Annotated in this window: 16 protein-coding genes; 8 read left to right on the forward strand and 8 right to left on the reverse strand. The window is 68.7% G+C overall.

Annotation, left to right across the window (positions count from 1 at the left end; all coding sequences use genetic code 11):
- Positions 1–199: 199 nt before the first annotated feature.
- The 6 genes from ACI2LP_RS02195 to ACI2LP_RS02220 form a co-directional block, all read right to left on the reverse strand.
- Positions 200–1576, reverse strand: coding sequence for an 8-oxoguanine deaminase (locus tag ACI2LP_RS02195; RefSeq protein ID WP_404722617.1), 1377 nt, complete (start codon positions 1574–1576; stop codon positions 200–202).
- 149 nt (positions 1577–1725) lie between these two features.
- Positions 1726–2649, reverse strand: a complete 924-nt coding sequence (pucL, locus tag ACI2LP_RS02200; protein WP_404722618.1) for a factor-independent urate hydroxylase — start codon at positions 2647–2649, stop codon at positions 1726–1728.
- A gap of 5 nt (positions 2650–2654) precedes the next feature.
- On the reverse strand, positions 2655–3059 hold the full coding sequence (gene uraH, locus ACI2LP_RS02205; protein ID WP_404722619.1) for a hydroxyisourate hydrolase: 405 nt from the start codon (positions 3057–3059) through the stop codon (positions 2655–2657).
- Positions 3056–3607 carry a 2-oxo-4-hydroxy-4-carboxy-5-ureidoimidazoline decarboxylase gene (gene uraD / locus ACI2LP_RS02210; RefSeq protein ID WP_404722620.1) on the reverse strand — a complete coding sequence of 184 codons (552 nt, stop codon included), beginning with the start codon at positions 3605–3607 and terminating at the stop codon, positions 3056–3058. Before uraD ends, uraH begins: the two co-directional genes overlap by 4 nt.
- 178 nt (positions 3608–3785) lie before the next feature.
- Entirely contained in the window at positions 3786–4154 is a 369-nt protein-coding gene (locus ACI2LP_RS02215) for a helix-turn-helix domain-containing protein (protein WP_404722621.1), read from the reverse strand.
- The gene (locus ACI2LP_RS02220; RefSeq protein ID WP_360876625.1) at positions 4151–4399 is read right to left on the reverse strand and encodes a hypothetical protein; all 249 of its coding nucleotides are present in this window, start codon (positions 4397–4399) and stop codon (positions 4151–4153) included. Before ACI2LP_RS02220 ends, ACI2LP_RS02215 begins: the two co-directional genes overlap by 4 nt.
- Positions 4400–4580: 181 nt before the next feature.
- Here ACI2LP_RS02220 and ACI2LP_RS02225 point away from each other — a divergent pair, with 181 nt between their 5' ends.
- Positions 4581–5648, forward strand: coding sequence for a lytic transglycosylase domain-containing protein (locus ACI2LP_RS02225; protein WP_404722622.1), 1068 nt, complete (start codon positions 4581–4583; stop codon positions 5646–5648).
- A gap of 56 nt (positions 5649–5704) precedes the next feature.
- On the forward strand, positions 5705–6757 hold the full coding sequence (locus ACI2LP_RS02230) for an RNA polymerase sigma factor (RefSeq protein ID WP_404722623.1): 1053 nt from the start codon (positions 5705–5707) through the stop codon (positions 6755–6757).
- A 30-nt stretch (positions 6758–6787) separates the two neighbouring features.
- Here the strand turns inward: ACI2LP_RS02230 and ACI2LP_RS02235 are convergent, their stop codons facing one another.
- Complete coding sequence (locus ACI2LP_RS02235; protein ID WP_404722624.1) at positions 6788–7198, reverse strand: VOC family protein; 411 nt, start codon at positions 7196–7198, stop codon at positions 6788–6790.
- An 81-nt stretch (positions 7199–7279) separates the two neighbouring features.
- Complete coding sequence (locus ACI2LP_RS02240) at positions 7280–7672, reverse strand: helix-turn-helix domain-containing protein (protein WP_404722625.1); 393 nt, start codon at positions 7670–7672, stop codon at positions 7280–7282.
- Positions 7673–7944: 272 nt separating this feature from the next.
- Here ACI2LP_RS02240 and ACI2LP_RS02245 point away from each other — a divergent pair, with 272 nt between their 5' ends.
- Genes ACI2LP_RS02245 through ACI2LP_RS02270 form a run of 6 tightly spaced genes read left to right on the forward strand, consistent with a single transcriptional unit; the run spans position 7945 to position 13775 of the window.
- Positions 7945–8904, forward strand: a complete 960-nt coding sequence (locus tag ACI2LP_RS02245; RefSeq protein WP_404722626.1) for an ABC transporter ATP-binding protein — start codon at positions 7945–7947, stop codon at positions 8902–8904.
- Positions 8901–9671, forward strand: coding sequence for an MlaE family ABC transporter permease (locus ACI2LP_RS02250; protein WP_404722627.1), 771 nt, complete (start codon positions 8901–8903; stop codon positions 9669–9671). The genes ACI2LP_RS02245 and ACI2LP_RS02250 overlap by 4 nt, the downstream gene beginning before the upstream one ends.
- 3 nt (positions 9672–9674) lie before the next feature.
- Complete coding sequence (locus ACI2LP_RS02255; protein WP_360876505.1) at positions 9675–10493, forward strand: ABC transporter permease; 819 nt, start codon at positions 9675–9677, stop codon at positions 10491–10493.
- Positions 10494–10498: 5 nt separating this feature from the next.
- Positions 10499–11767 carry an MCE family protein gene (locus tag ACI2LP_RS02260; RefSeq protein ID WP_404722628.1) on the forward strand — a complete coding sequence of 423 codons (1269 nt, stop codon included), beginning with the start codon at positions 10499–10501 and terminating at the stop codon, positions 11765–11767.
- Positions 11764–12798: an MCE family protein gene (locus ACI2LP_RS02265; protein ID WP_404722629.1), complete on the forward strand. Its 1035-nt coding sequence runs from the start codon at positions 11764–11766 to the stop codon at positions 12796–12798. The genes ACI2LP_RS02260 and ACI2LP_RS02265 overlap by 4 nt, the downstream gene beginning before the upstream one ends.
- A complete protein-coding gene (locus ACI2LP_RS02270) occupies positions 12795–13775 on the forward strand; it encodes an MCE family protein (protein ID WP_404722630.1) in 981 nt (326 codons plus the stop codon). The genes ACI2LP_RS02265 and ACI2LP_RS02270 overlap by 4 nt, the downstream gene beginning before the upstream one ends.
- Positions 13776–13827: the final 52 nt, after the last annotated feature.

Below are 13827 nucleotides of genomic sequence, written 5' to 3' on the forward strand. Positions count from 1 at the left end.
AAAAAACCCTTTTGTCCCCATCCCCATGGGGGTCCACATTTAAACCCCCGGGGTCGTTACCCCAATTACGCCCCCAAAAATAAACCCGGGCCCCCCCGGGGGGGGGCCCCCCCACCCCCCGGTCACGGCTGCCATGGACCCCGCTCGGGTCCACGGCCGCCGGTCGAGGGCCGTCCCCCTCGACCGGACTTCCCTTGAATCAGGCCTGCGCGGCGATGCGCGCCAGTCGCTGTGCCTCGTCCCGCGCGGAGCGGGCGATGGCGTCCTCGTCCACCGTGGTCAGACGGCCCGCCTCGACGACGGCCTTGCCGTTGACCAGGGAGAGCGAGACCGGGGCGGCCGCGCCGAAGACGAGCGCGATCACCGGGTCGGCGATGGAGGAGTGGGCGAGCGTGTCCAGCTTCCACAGCACCAGGTCGGCGAGCTTGCCGGCCTCCAGGGAGCCGATCTGCTCGGCGCGGCCGAGGACCTGGGCACCGCCGTACGTACCGAGGCGCAGCGCCTGTCGCGCGTTCAGGGCGGCTTCGCGGTGGGCCCCGAGCCGGTTGATGAGGAGGGCGTTGCGCAACTCGGTGTGCAGCTCGCCCGACTCGTTGGAGGCGGTGCCGTCGACGCCGAGGCCGACCGGGACGCCCGCCTTCAGCATGTCGGGGACGCGGGCGATGCCCGCGGCCAGGCGGGCGTTGGAGGACGGGCAGTGCGCGACGCCCGTGCCCGTACGGGCGAAGGCGGCGATGTCCGAGTCGTTCATGTGGACGCAGTGCGCCATCCACACGTCAGAGCCGAGCCAGCCGGTCGACTCGAAGTAGTCGGTCGGCCCCATCCCGAAGAGCTCCTTGCAGAACTCCTCCTCCTCGACGGTCTCCGAGCCGTGGGTGTGCAGGCGTACGCCCTTGCGGCGCGCCAGCTCGGCTCCCTGGCGCATCAGTTCGGTGGATACGGAGAAGGGCGAGCAGGGCGCGACGGCGATCTGGGTCATCGCGTCGAAGGAGGCGTCGTGGTGCTTGTCGACGGTCGCCTCGGTGGCGGCCAGCGCGCCTTCGAGCGACTCGACGGCGAAGTCCGGCGGCAGGCCGCCGTCCGACTTTCCGCGGTCCATGGAGCCGCGGGCGAGGGTGAACCGCACACCCATGTCCGAAGCGGCACCGATGATCGCGCCGGACAGGTCGCCGGAGCCCTGCGGGTAGACGTAGTGGTGGTCCATCGCGGTGGTGACACCGCCGCGGGCCATCATGGCGAGGGAGCCCTGGGCCGCCGCGCGGGCCATCGGTTCGTCGATGCGCGCCCATGTCGGGTAGAGCGCGACCAGCCAGTTGAAGAGGTTGTGGTCGGTGGCGAGGCCCCTGGTGATCCACTGGTAGAAGTGGTGGTGCGTGTTGATCAGGCCGGGGGTGGCGAGATGGCCGGTGCCGTCGATGCGGCGGACCACGTTCTCCAGGCCGGCGGGGGCCTTGCCCGGTCCGACCGACTCGATCCGGTTGTCCGCGACGACGATGTGGCCGGTGGCGTACTCGGTGTCGTTCGCGTCCACGGTCGCGATGGAACAGTTCTCGATGACGATGCGCGAAGCCGCCATGGTGGGTCCTCAGTTCTTCCCTTTGGTGGAACGGACCCGGGGGTCGAGCGGGGTGACGACCGGGTCCGCGGTGCTGTTGTTGCGCAGATGCCCCCGCTCTCCCCCTGGGACCTGACGCCGGCGCGCACGTCGGGGGTACGGCAGAACTGCTAGAGGTTGGTCATGTCGACCGGGATCTGCGGCTCGATGCCGTCCCGCAGGACGGTGGCCTCGATCAGGCCGTACGGACGGTCGGCAGCGAAGTAGACCTCGTTGTCGTTCTTGAGCCCGAACGGCTCGAGGTCCACCAGGAAGTGGTGCTTGTTCGGCAGCGAGAAGCGGATCTCGTCGATCTCGCTGCGGCTGTTGATGATGCGCGAACCCATTTGGTACAGGGTCTGCTGGAGCGAGAGGGAGTACGTCTCGGCGAAGGCCTGGAGCATGTGCTTCCTGGCCTGCTCGTAGGACTTCTCCCAGTTCGGCATCCGCTCCTCGTCCGAGGACCAGCTGTAGCGCCACTTGGCGGACACCTGGGTCGCGAGGATACGGTCGTACGCCTCCGGGAGCGTCGTGTACTTGTCCTTGACGTAGCCCCAGAACTCGGAGTTCGTCGAGTTCATCACGACGAGGTCCTTGAGGCCGGAGATGACCTGCCACGTCTCGCCGTCGAAGGTGATCTGGGTGACGCGGGTCTCCTGGCCCTTGCGTACGAAGGAGTGCTTGACCTCGTCGGCCCCGATGAACCGGGAGTTGTTGTCCGAGGTCTCGATGCGCTCCCAGGCGTACTCCTCGATGCGGATACGCGCCCGGTGGATCGGCTCCTGGCTGGTCACGAAGTGACGGGCCAGGTGGATGCCGAACTGCTCGGCCGACTCGATGCCGTACTCCTTGGCGAACGCGTACACCGTGTTCTTGGTGGTGTCGGTCGGCAGGACGTTGGCGTTGGAGCCGGAGTAGTGGACGTCGTCCATGTCGCCGGAGAGGGCGACCGAGACGTTCAGGTCCTTGATGTGGTGGGTGTCGCCGTCCCGCGTGATCTTGACGACGCGGTTCTCTGCTTTGCCGTACTGGTTCTGGCCGAGAATCGTGGGCATGTCTGCTAGCTCCCTCGGTAAACGGAGTAGCCGAACGGGTTGAGCAGCAGCGGTACGTGGTAGTGCTCGCCCGGTGTGACGGCGAACGTGATCGCCACCTCCGGGAAGAACGCACCGCTGTCCCTTACGCGGGGGGCGTCCTGCTGCGCCTCGGCTTGCTTGTTGGCACCGTGCTTGTCTGAGAAGTACGCCTCGGTCTCGAAGTCGAGACGTACATGGGTCGTTCCTTCCGGCAGCGCCGGCAGGTCCTTGCAGCGCCCGTCCGCATCGGTCGTGGAGCCGCCGAGCGCGACCCACTGCGCATCGAAGCCACTGCGGGCCGCGAGCGAGATGGCCACGCCCTCGGCGGGGCGTCCGATGCTGGTGTCCAGGATGTGCGTGGACACTGACGCGGTGGTTTCCGTGCTCATGCGCTCTCTTCCTCCACGAGCTCTGCGAGCCGGGTCAGCCGGATGCGGTTGATCTTGCCCAGTTCGGCGCGGACGATTTCCCGCTCCTGCTCGGGCGAGTTCCCGATCCGCTCGCGGACCGCATCACGCATCTGCTCACCGGTCCGGCCGGTGGCACAGATCAGAAAGACGTGTCCGAACTTGTCCTGGTAGGACAGGTTCAGTTCGAGCATTTCGGCCTTGAGCTGCTCGGAGGCACCGGCCATCCCGCTCTGTTCGCGCGACGACGTCTGGTCCCCGGGCTTCGGCCGGCCGATCGGCGGGTGCCCGGCCATCGCCTCGGCCAGATCCTCGGCGCTCAGCTCTGCCATGGCGGCGTCGCCGGCGTCGAAGAGAGCCTCCACGGTGGCGAACGGACGCTGGGCGAGCAGCTTGCTCCCCCACGCCGAACTGGCGCACACCTTCTGAAGTGCGGCCAGGGCCGCGCTGTCCTGTGAGGTGTTGAACCGGGTGAGACCCGCCGGGGGTCCGGGGGCCTCCCCCGGCAAGCGCTGTGGACTCGAAGTCACGGGAGCCTCCGTGGCTGTTTTCGCTGTGCATGGAAGGTCTGCGAACAGCTAACGCCCTCGGGCAACATAACGTCAACACTTTGTTGAAAACTCGGCAACGCTCAAGCCGCCGTCCGGGCATCCGCACGGCGGCGCACGACCGCGGGCTCTCAGCCGCTCTTGGCGGCGTTTCCCCTGTTCAGGTAGCTTTTTCCCGGTTGAGGTAGTTGTAGACGGTGAAGCGGCTGACGCCGAGCGCGCCGGCCACCGTCTCCACGCCGTGCCGTACGGAGAACGCGCCGCGCGCCTCGAGCGTTCTGACGACCGATTGCTTGGTCTTGCGGTCCAGCTCGGCGAGCGGCTTGCCGTGCTGCCGCTCCAGCGCCGCCAGGATGTGCTCGAGTGAGTCCGCGAGCTGCGGGAGGCGTACGGCGACGACCTCCTCGCCCTCCCAGCTGAGTATGACGTCGTCCTCGCGTGCCTCGCCGGGTGCGAGCAGGACGCCGCCCATGGCGTCCACGAGCGGCTTGACCGCCTGGGCGAGTGCGTGGTCGGCGGGCGCGCTCATTCCTCGCCCTCCAGGACATTGAGCTGCAGGGAGACCCGGGTGGCACCGGTCGCGAGGGCCTTGCGCAGCAGCGCGTCGACCGCGTTCAGCACCTCGTCGGCGCCTCCCTCGGCGGTGTTGCCGAACGGGCCGACATCCACCTTGTCCAGTTCCGCGCTCTGGACGACCTCGCGGACGGCCAGCGCGTGCGCCGGCGGCTCGTCCAGGTCGAACGGCTCGGTCGTGAACTCCACTCTCAGTCGCACCATGCCCCCACGTTAGCCGCGCCCTCCGGCGCCGTCGTCGGCCCTCTCTGCCCCTCCCCGCCCGGAACAGACCCGGAAAAAGACCCGAGAAAGTTGCGACTCCTTGCGACGGAACTGCGCCGGTGCCGCGTAGAGCAGGTGAAGAACACCGCGAACAGCGGCACTGGGAGGGGTCTGCATCATGACAGGGCGCACGCGCAGGGGTGTCAAGGCGACGGTGGTCATTACGGCGGCCATGGCGGCACTGACCGCTTCGCAAGCACCGGGGGCGACAGCACAGGCCCCGGCGAAGCGCCGGCCGGCCCCCGCGGGGCCGAGCGTCTCCGGCGACACCGCGTACCGCACGGAGCTTCCACCGCTGCGGGCGCCCGGAGCGGAAGCCGGTACGGCGGGCAGGGAGGGTGCGCAGGGCTCCGGCGCCTCGGTCGGCGGCGCGCTGCCGGCCACCGTGCTGGCCGCGTACCGCAGGGCCGAGGACGGTCTCACGGACAGCAGGCCGGGCTGCCGGCTGCGCTGGCAGCTGCTTGCCGCCATCGGCCAGGTGGAGTCCGGGCAGGCACGCGGCGGCCGAGTGAGCGCGGACGGCACGACGCTCTCACCGATCCTGGGCCCGCGGCTGGACGGCAACGGGTTCGCCGCCATCGGGGACACCGACGGCGGACTGTACGACGGGGACACCGTGTACGACCGTGCCGTCGGCCCGATGCAGTTCATCCCGTCGACCTGGGCCAGGTGGGGCGCCGACGGCAACGGTGACGGACGCAGCGATCCCGGCAACATCTACGACGCGGCCCTCGCGGCCGGGAACTATCTGTGCGCGGGCGGGCGGGATCTCTCCGAAGGGGCGGACCTGGACCGCGCGATCCTGGGCTACAACCACTCCTCTGCGTATCTGCACACGGTCAGGGCATGGTTCGCGTACTACCTGGAGGGTCACCGGGTCGTGCCGGACCAGGGCTCCGGACCGGCCGTCCGCCCGAAGTCGAAGCCGTCGGGCACGCCACGGCCGCGCGTGTCCTCCGCGGCTCCTTCCCACCCGGCCGACCACGGCGGCGGGTCCAAGTCCTCGCCCACGCCCGCCCCTTCACCCTCGCCCTCCCAGAATGGGAGCGGTGGCTCCGAGCCTGCGGCGCCGCTGATTCCGGTCCCGAGCGCCCTTCCCGAGCTGCCCAAGGTCGATCCGCTGACCAGCAACGGAAAGGAATCGATCCGGGCCTCCCCCTCCACAAGCCCGGATACTGAGCGGTAATCTCCCCCGCGCCGGGCCTGCACTCTGTCCGGCCGGGTGAGCGCGAAGGGGCCCTCATGACGACGGACGCGGAAGCGGCCTACGAACGGTGGCAGCGGGCATGGAGCCACCGCGAGCAGCTGCTCAAGGTGGCCCGGCGCAGGTCCATGAGCCTGGAGGACGCCGAGGACGCGGTGCACGAGGCGATGGTGCGCGCCGCCGAGAACCCGCAGCTGGACGACGAGCGGCTGGGCGCCTGGCTGACGACGGTCACGATGCGGCTGTGCGTGGACCGATACCGGCAGGTCAACCGCGAGACCGAGGTGCGCAGCAGTCCCCCGCTGCTCACCCCTGTCCCGGTGCCGGTCGAGGAGGCGGTCTGCGACCGGGCCGAGGCGAGGTGGCTGGCGCGCCGCAGCGGGGAGCTGCCCGCCCGACAGGCCGAGGCCCTGTGGCTGAAGTCCGAGGACCTGGACGTCGGCCAGGTCGCCGTGAAGATGGGGCTGAGCTACCGGACCGTCGAGTCGCTGCTGGCACGGGCTCGTCGGACACTGCGCAACTCGCTGGCCGCCACCCTCGGTCTTGCGCTGTGGCTGATCGGGCGTGGCCGTCCGCGGGGCGGGAACACCCACGCGGTGGCGGTGGCCTCGACGGCGGCGACGCTGGCAGTCGCGGGGCTGATCCTGCCGTACGCCCACGACTGGGACGGGCCGGACCGCTCGCGGCCGGCGGTCCCCGCCGTCTCGGGATCCGCGGAGGTGCCGTCGCCGACGGCGGGTGGTGAGACGCCGGCCCCCAGCACGGATGCCGGGGAGGATGCCGGCCCGACCGGGACCAAGCGGTACGGCGGCCCGGGGCTCACCGTGCCCTCGCTGCCCGCGCTGCCGGAACTGCCGCTGCCCACACCCGACATTCCGGACGTGTCGCCCGTGCCGAAGGTCCCCGTCCCGGACCTGACCGTGCCCCGCCTCTCGTCGGCGCCGGACCTTCCCGCCGTACCGGACGTTCCGGCCGTACCCGACCTGCCGACGGCGTCGGACCTGTCGTCCACGCCCCTGCCGAAGCCGCCGCTCTCCACGGACGCGCCGGAGGCGAACACGTCCGTACCGCAGGTGCCGAGCCAGCCGTAGGCACCTTCCGGAGAACCCGTAGAACAGTCCTCAGGCCTTCGGCTGGGTGAAGCGGATGTGGTTGCCGAAGGGATCGCGGAGGCCGCAGTCGGTTCCGTACGGGCGATCGGTGGGTTCCTCGGTGAACTCGACGCCCCGGCCCAGCAGCGTCTCGTACGTCTTGCGGCAGTCGTCCGTGCTGAAGATGAGATGGCCACCCATCACCCCCTTGGTCACCAGTTCGCGGACCTGCTGCGCCGTCGCCTCGGACATCGCCGGAGCGCCCGGCTTCTCCAGCAGGATCTGGCGTTCGGGGTGACCGGGGACGCTGACGGTCAGCCAGCGCATGAAGCCCATGTCGACGTCGGCGTTGACCTCCAGGCCAAGCTTGCCGACGTAGAAGTCGAGGGCCTCGTCCTGGTCGAGGACGTAAATCTGTGAGTGCGTGATGGCGTTGAACATGTGCATCACGCTACTGCGCAAGCCGGACGAAAACTTATCCAAAACTGCTCAGCCGACGGACGGTACGGGCACTGCGGACGGTCAGACGCTCGGGCGCGTCCACGCCATCGTGAAGCACGTCGGCACGCCCGTGGCCGTCGCCTCCTTGCGGTACGTCCTCGGTGACCGGCCGACGATGTCGCGGAACGTGCGGCTGAAGGTTCCCGGGCTGCCGAAGCCGACCTGGAAGCAGATGTCCGTCACACTGCGGTCGGTCTCCCGCAACAGGAACATCGCACGCTCGACACGGCGGCGCTGCAGGTAGCGGTGCGGCGTCTCGCCGAACGTGGCCCGGAAGGTGCGCGTGAAGTGCGCCGGAGACACATGGGCGATCCGGGCCAGGGCCGGGACGTCCAGCGGCTGCGCGTAGGCGCGGTCCATCGCGTCCCGCGCCCGAAGCATGCGGCGGTTGCTCTCTTCTGCAGCGCGGCTCACGGCGCCATCACACCACGGTCTCCACCGTCCGTGACAGGGAGATCGTGGCAGGGACGAGGGCTCGGGTCGGCCGCGGAACGGGTGACCGCCGTGACCTCCACCCCCGCTGACACCGGCGGACAGGACCTGGCGGACCAGCGTGCATCTCCTGTTCCACCCTGATTCCAGCCCCATTCCAGGCCCGTAAAAAAATCTTCCCCTCTCAGCGACGGACGGGGCCGCCCTCCCCGTAGAGCAGATGTCGGACCGCTCCACGGCGAAGGGTGAACCGTATGGGTGTCGAGATCTGTGTGGAAGGACTGACCAAGTCCTTCGGCCACCAGGTCATCTGGCAGGACGTCTCTCTGACGTTGCCGGCCGGGGAGGTCTCCGTGATGCTCGGCCCCTCGGGCACGGGCAAGTCGGTGTTCCTCAAGACGCTCGTCGGGCTGCTCAAGCCCGAGCGCGGGTCGATCCGGATCGACGGCACGGACATCACCTCCCTGCGCGAACACGACCTGTACGAGGTACGGAAGCTGTTCGGCGTGCTGTTCCAGGACGGCGCGCTGTTCGGGTCGATGAATCTCTACGACAACATCGCCTTCCCGCTGCGGGAGCACACCCGCAAGTCGGAGAGCGAGATCAGACGGATCGTGCTCGAGAAGATGGACATGGTCGGGCTGATCGGCGCCGAGGACAAGCTGCCCGGCGAGATATCCGGAGGTATGCGCAAACGGGCCGGTCTCGCGCGTGCCCTGGTGCTCGACCCGGAGATCATTCTCTTCGACGAGCCGGACTCCGGGCTCGATCCGGTCCGGGTGGCCTATCTCAACCAGCTGATCGTCGACCTCAACGCACAGATCGACGCCACCTTCCTGATCGTCACCCACGACATCGCATCGGCGCGGCAGGTCCCGGACAACATCGGGCTGCTGTTCCGCCGCGAGCTGGTGATGTTCGGTCCCCGGGAGAAGCTGCTGACCAGCGAGGAGCCGGTGGTACGGCAGTTCCTCAACGGCCGTATGCAGGGTCCGATCGGGATGGCCGAGGAGAAGGACGCGGCCCAGGTCGAGCAGGAGCTGGCGCAGCTCGGCGACGGGGAACGCGCCGGCACCGAGGCCGTACAGGAGGTGACTCCGCGGCTGCTGCCGTCCCCGGGCATCACCCGGCCACCGCGCTGGGAGGCCATCGCCGACCGGGAGTCGCTGCGCGGGGTCCGGGCGCTGCGCGGCGAGGAGGTGTGGGGCAAATGAGCCTGTCCCCCGTCGGAGCGCTGAGGCATACCGGCAGCCTGTTCGCCATGGGACTCGACGTCCTGCGGACGATACCCAAACGCCCTTTTCAGGCACGTGAGTTCATCCAGCAGGCCTGGTTCGTCGCCAGTGTCACGATCCTGCCCACCGCGCTGGTCTCCATCCCCTTCGGGGCGGTCATCGCCCTGCAGATCGGCAGCCTGACGCGGCAGCTGGGCGCCCAGTCGTTCTCGGGTGCGGCCTCGGTGCTCGCGGTCCTCAGGGAGGCCTCGCCGATCGTCACCGCGCTGCTGATCGCGGGCGCGGGCGGCACGGCGATCTGCGCGGATCTCGGAGCGCGCAAGATCCGCGAGGAGATCGACGCGATGCAGGTGCTGGGCATCGACCCGATCCACCGGCTCGTGGTTCCGAGGGTGCTGGCCACCATGGTGGTGGCGGTGCTGCTCAACGGCCTTGTGTCGGTGGTCGGCGTGGCCGGCGGCTACTTCTTCAACGTGATCCTGCAGAACGGCACGCCCGGCGCGTATCTCGCCTCCTTCACCACGCTCGCCCAGCTGTCGGATCTGTGGGCGGCCGAGCTCAAGGCCCTGGTGTTCGGCGCGATCGCCGCGATCGTCGCCTCCTACAAGGGGCTGACCGCCAAGGGCGGGCCGAAGGGCGTCGGCGACGCGGTGAACCAGTCGGTGGTGATCACTTTCATGTTGCTGTTCGTGACGAACTTCGTGATGACGGCGGTGTACTTCCAAGTCGTTCCGCAGAGGGGTTGACGGATGGCACTGATGAATCGTCTGGTGCTGGACCGGCTCGAGGAGCTGGGCACCCAACTGACCTTCTACGGACGCTCGCTGGCATGGACCGGGCGGACGCTGCGCCGCTACAAGAAGGAGACTCTGCGGCTGCTCGCGGAGGTGAGCTTCGGCCGCGGGGCGCTGGCCGTCATCGGCGGCACCGTCGGCGTCATCGCCTTCCTGTCCTTCTTCACCGGCACCGAGGTGGGCCTGCAGGGCTATGCGGCGCTGAACCAGCTGGGCACCTCGAACTTCGTGGCGTTCCTCTCGGCGTACTTCAACACCCGTGAGATCGCACCGCTGGTGGCGGGCCTGGCTCTGTCCGCAACGGTCGGCGCCGGATTCACCGCCCAGCTGGGCGCGATGCGGATCAGCGAGGAGACCGATGCGCTGGAGGTCATGGGCGTTCCCTCGCTGCCGTTCCTGGTGACCACCCGGATGATCGCCGGCTTTGTGGCCGTGATCCCGCTCTATGTGATCGGGCTGCTGTCCTCGTACTTCGCCGCGCGCACCATCACCACCGGCTACTACGGACAGTCCACCGGCACCTACGACCACTACTTCCACCAGTATCTGCCGCCGGTCGACGTGTTCTGGTCCTTCGGCAAGGTGATCGTCTTCGCCGTCGTGATCATTCTCGTGCACTGCTACTACGGCTACTACGCGAGCGGCGGTCCGGCGGGCGTCGGCGTCGCGGTCGGCCGCGCGGTGCGCACCTCCATCGTCGCCATCAACATCCTCGACTTCTTCCTCAGTCTCGCGATCTGGGGCGCCAACACGACCGTACGGATTGCGGGGTAGCGCCGATGCGCATTCCAGGACCTGTCCTGGCACGAAGCACCAGGCTGCGGCTGTACGGCATCGCCTTCCTCGTCGTCATGGCGCTGCTGCTGTCGCTGTCCGTGGCCGTGTACCAGCAGATGTTCACCTCGGTCGTACGGATCACTCTGGAGGCCGACACGATCGGCAACCAGCTGGATCCGCGGGCCGACGTCAAGCTGCGCGGGCTGCTGGTCGGCGAGGTGCGCGCGGTGCGGGCCGACGGCCGCACGGCGACGGTCGACATCGCGCTCAAGCCGCAGCATGTCTCCCGTATCCCGGCCGATGTGGAGGCCCGGCTGCTGCCCAAGACGCTGTTCGGCGAGAAGTTCGTCGATCTGGTGCCGCCGCGCGGGAGCCGGACCCGGCACATCCGGGCCGGTGATGTCATCACCCAGGACCGCACCAAGGTCGGCATCGAGGTGCAGCAGCTGATGAACGACCTGCTGCCGCTGCTGCGCACCGTGCGGCCCGCGGATCTGGGCGCCACACTCTCGGCGTTCTCCACCGCCCTCGAGGGGCGCGGCGACCGCATCGGCTCCAATCTGACCCGCGTCGAGAAGTATCTGCGCGAGCTCAACCCCCATATGCCCTCCATCAAGGAGGACATCACGCGCTTCGCCGATGTGGCGAAGGTGTACGGGGACGCCGCGCCCGATCTGATGCGGGTGCTGCGCAACTCCGTCACCACCAGCCGCACCCTCGTCGAGAAGAAGGACCAGCTGGCCGAAGCCCTCAAGGCGACCACGTCGGTCGCCGGCACCGCGGAGAAGTTCTTCGACGACAACGGCGACCGGATGATCACGCTCGGCCGTGTCTCGCGGCCCACGCTGGCGCTGTTCGCCCGCTACGCGCCCGAATACCCGTGCGTCCTGGACGGCCTGGTGAAGCAGGAAGCGGCATCCGAAAAAGCCTTCAGGGGCGGGGAGATGCGGATCACCCTCGAATTCATCCATCCCCGACCCGCGTACCGACCCGGTGAGGAACCGCGCTATGCAGAGCGCTCAGGGCCCGACTGCAGAGGCCTGCCCAACCCCCATGTCCCCGCACCGGACGTCCATCTCAACGACGGAACGTCGCGGAGTGCTGCGAGCGGTCTGCCCGGCGGAGCCGGCGTGTCGGCCACCGCGGCCGAGCAGCGGGCCATCGGCACGCTGGTGGCCCCCGTCCTCGGGATGCCGGCCGACCGGGTGCCCGCGGTCGCGACGCTGCTGTTCGGTCCGATGGCCCGCGGAACGGCGGTGAGTGTCGCATGAAGGGGACCCGAGCCACCGAAACCGCGGCGCCGCTGGTCAAGTTCAGCCTGTTCGCGGTGGTGACCGTGCTGGCGACCACGCTGCTCGCGGCGACCATCGTCAATATCACCTTCACCCCCGAGGACACCTACCGGGCGGTCTTCAGCGATGTCACCAGCCTGGAGGAGGGCGACGACATCAGGGTGGCCGGCGTGCGGGTCGGCGAGGTCAAGGACATCGCGATCAAGGACCGTACGCTCGCCGAGGTCACGTTCACCGTCGCCCATGACCGCCCGCTGCTGACCAGCACCGGCGCGGTCGTCCGCTACCGCAGCCTGGTGGGGTCGCGCTATGTCGCCCTGACCGAGGGCGTGGGCGACGGCACGCGCCTTGCGCCCGGCGGGACGATCCCGCTGTCCAGGACCAAGCCGGCGCTCGATCTCAACGCGCTCCTCGGCGGGTTCAAGCCCCTGTTCGCCGCACTCAGCCCGAACGACGTCAACCAGCTCGCCACGGAGATCATCAAGACCCTGCAGGGTGAGGGCGGGACGGTCAACAGCCTGCTCGCGCACACCGCCTCGCTCACCACGACGCTCGCCGACCGTGACGAGCTGATCGGGTCGGTGATCGACAACCTCAACACGGTGCTGGGGACCCTGGACAAGCGGGACGCCCGCTTCTCCGGCCTGCTCAAGCAGTTGCAGCGGCTGATCTCCGGTCTGTCCGCGGACCGCAAGCCCATCGGCGCGTCGCTCGCGGGCATCGACGGACTGACCGAGGCCACCTCGGGTCTGCTCCAGGACGCCCGGCCCGCGCTGCGCGACGACATCGCCGGTCTTGCCGAGCTCACCGGAACGCTCAACGACAACGAAAAGACCGTGGAGGGCGTGCTGAAACGGCTGCCGAACAAGCTCAACAAGCTGACGGGTACCGCCTCGTACGGCTCCTGGTTCAACTTCTACCTCTGCGACTTCGACGGCCGGATCGTGCTGCCGAAGACACGGCAGGTCATCAGCCCGGAGCTGCACGTCGCACGAGCGAGGTGCGCATGATTCCCTTCCGCGACCGCAATCCCGTGCTCATCGGAGCCGTGGGCATCTCCACGCTCGCGCTGTTCGCGGTGGCCGCGTTCAACGCCGACAGCCTGCCGTTGATCGGCGACGGCGACACCTACAGCGCGGCCTTCTCCGAGGCGGGCGGACTCAAGCCGGGCGACGAGGTACGGATCGCCGGGGTCAAGGTCGGCAAGGTCGACGAGGTCGACCTGGACGGTGACCATGTGAAGGTGACCTTCCGGGTCAAGGGTGAGCCGGACTTCGGCACCAGGACCGGGGCGGCCATCAGGGTCAAGACGATCCTGGGGGCCAAGTACCTGGCGCTGCAGCCGAAGGGGCCGGGGCAGCTGCGGCCCGGGACTGAGATCCCGCTGAACCGGACGACTCCCGCGTACGACGTCGTGGCGGCGTTCAGCGATCTGACGACCACCTCGGAGAAGGTCGACACGGCCCAGTTGGCCAAGGCCATGGACACCATCTCCACCACCTTCCAGGATTCACCGGCCGAGGTGCGGGCCTCCATCAAGGGCCTGTCGAAGATCTCCCGGAGCGTCGCCTCCCGCGACCAGGCGCTGCGGGACCTGCTGGACCACGCCAATGGGGTCACCGGTGTGCTGTCGGACCGCTCCAAGGAGTTCTCCGTACTGGTCAAGGACGGCGACAAGCTGTTCAAGGAGATCGCCGCACGGCGGGAGGCCATCCACTCGCTGCTCAAGAGCTCGGCCGCGCTCGGCGTCCAGCTCTCCGGTCTGGTGGCGGACAACCGCAAGGAGATCGGTCCGGCGCTGAAGGGCCTTGGCTCCGTGGTCGCGATGCTCGAACGCAATCAGGCGAGCCTCGACCGGAGCATCAAGCTGCTCGCGCCCTATGTCCGGGTCTTCACCAACACCCTCGGCAACGGGCGGTGGTTCGACAGCTACATCCAGAACTTGGTCGCCACTCCGGTGGTTCCGCGGACGGGAGACTCGCGATGAACGCCCGTTTCATACCGAGGGGACGACTCGTCATACCGAGGGGACGAGTTGC

Source organism: Streptomyces sp. NPDC019890 (assembly GCF_044903445.1).
Taxonomy (GTDB): domain Bacteria; phylum Actinomycetota; class Actinomycetes; order Streptomycetales; family Streptomycetaceae; genus Streptomyces.

Excerpts from the sequence above, each read along its gene's own strand:
- ACI2LP_RS02195 (WP_404722617.1), bottom strand. The coding sequence starts at position 1,576 with ATGGCGGCTTCGCGCATCGTCATCGAGAACTGTTCCATCGCGACCGTG.
- pucL (WP_404722618.1), bottom strand. The coding sequence starts at position 2,649 with ATGCCCACGATTCTCGGCCAGAACCAGTACGGCAAAGCAGAGAACCGC.
- uraH (WP_404722619.1), bottom strand. The coding sequence starts at position 3,059 with ATGAGCACGGAAACCACCGCGTCAGTGTCCACGCACATCCTGGACACC.
- ACI2LP_RS02215 (WP_404722621.1), bottom strand. The coding sequence starts at position 4,154 with ATGAGCGCGCCCGCCGACCACGCACTCGCCCAGGCGGTCAAGCCGCTC.
- ACI2LP_RS02225 (WP_404722622.1), top strand. The coding sequence starts at position 4,581 with ATGACAGGGCGCACGCGCAGGGGTGTCAAGGCGACGGTGGTCATTACG.
- ACI2LP_RS02230 (WP_404722623.1), top strand. The coding sequence starts at position 5,705 with ATGACGACGGACGCGGAAGCGGCCTACGAACGGTGGCAGCGGGCATGG.
- ACI2LP_RS02235 (WP_404722624.1), bottom strand. The coding sequence starts at position 7,198 with ATGTTCAACGCCATCACGCACTCACAGATTTACGTCCTCGACCAGGAC.
- ACI2LP_RS02245 (WP_404722626.1), top strand. The coding sequence starts at position 7,945 with ATGGGTGTCGAGATCTGTGTGGAAGGACTGACCAAGTCCTTCGGCCAC.
- ACI2LP_RS02250 (WP_404722627.1), top strand. The coding sequence starts at position 8,901 with ATGAGCCTGTCCCCCGTCGGAGCGCTGAGGCATACCGGCAGCCTGTTC.
- ACI2LP_RS02255 (WP_360876505.1), top strand. The coding sequence starts at position 9,675 with ATGGCACTGATGAATCGTCTGGTGCTGGACCGGCTCGAGGAGCTGGGC.
- ACI2LP_RS02260 (WP_404722628.1), top strand. The coding sequence starts at position 10,499 with ATGCGCATTCCAGGACCTGTCCTGGCACGAAGCACCAGGCTGCGGCTG.
- ACI2LP_RS02265 (WP_404722629.1), top strand. The coding sequence starts at position 11,764 with ATGAAGGGGACCCGAGCCACCGAAACCGCGGCGCCGCTGGTCAAGTTC.
- ACI2LP_RS02270 (WP_404722630.1), top strand. The coding sequence starts at position 12,795 with ATGATTCCCTTCCGCGACCGCAATCCCGTGCTCATCGGAGCCGTGGGC.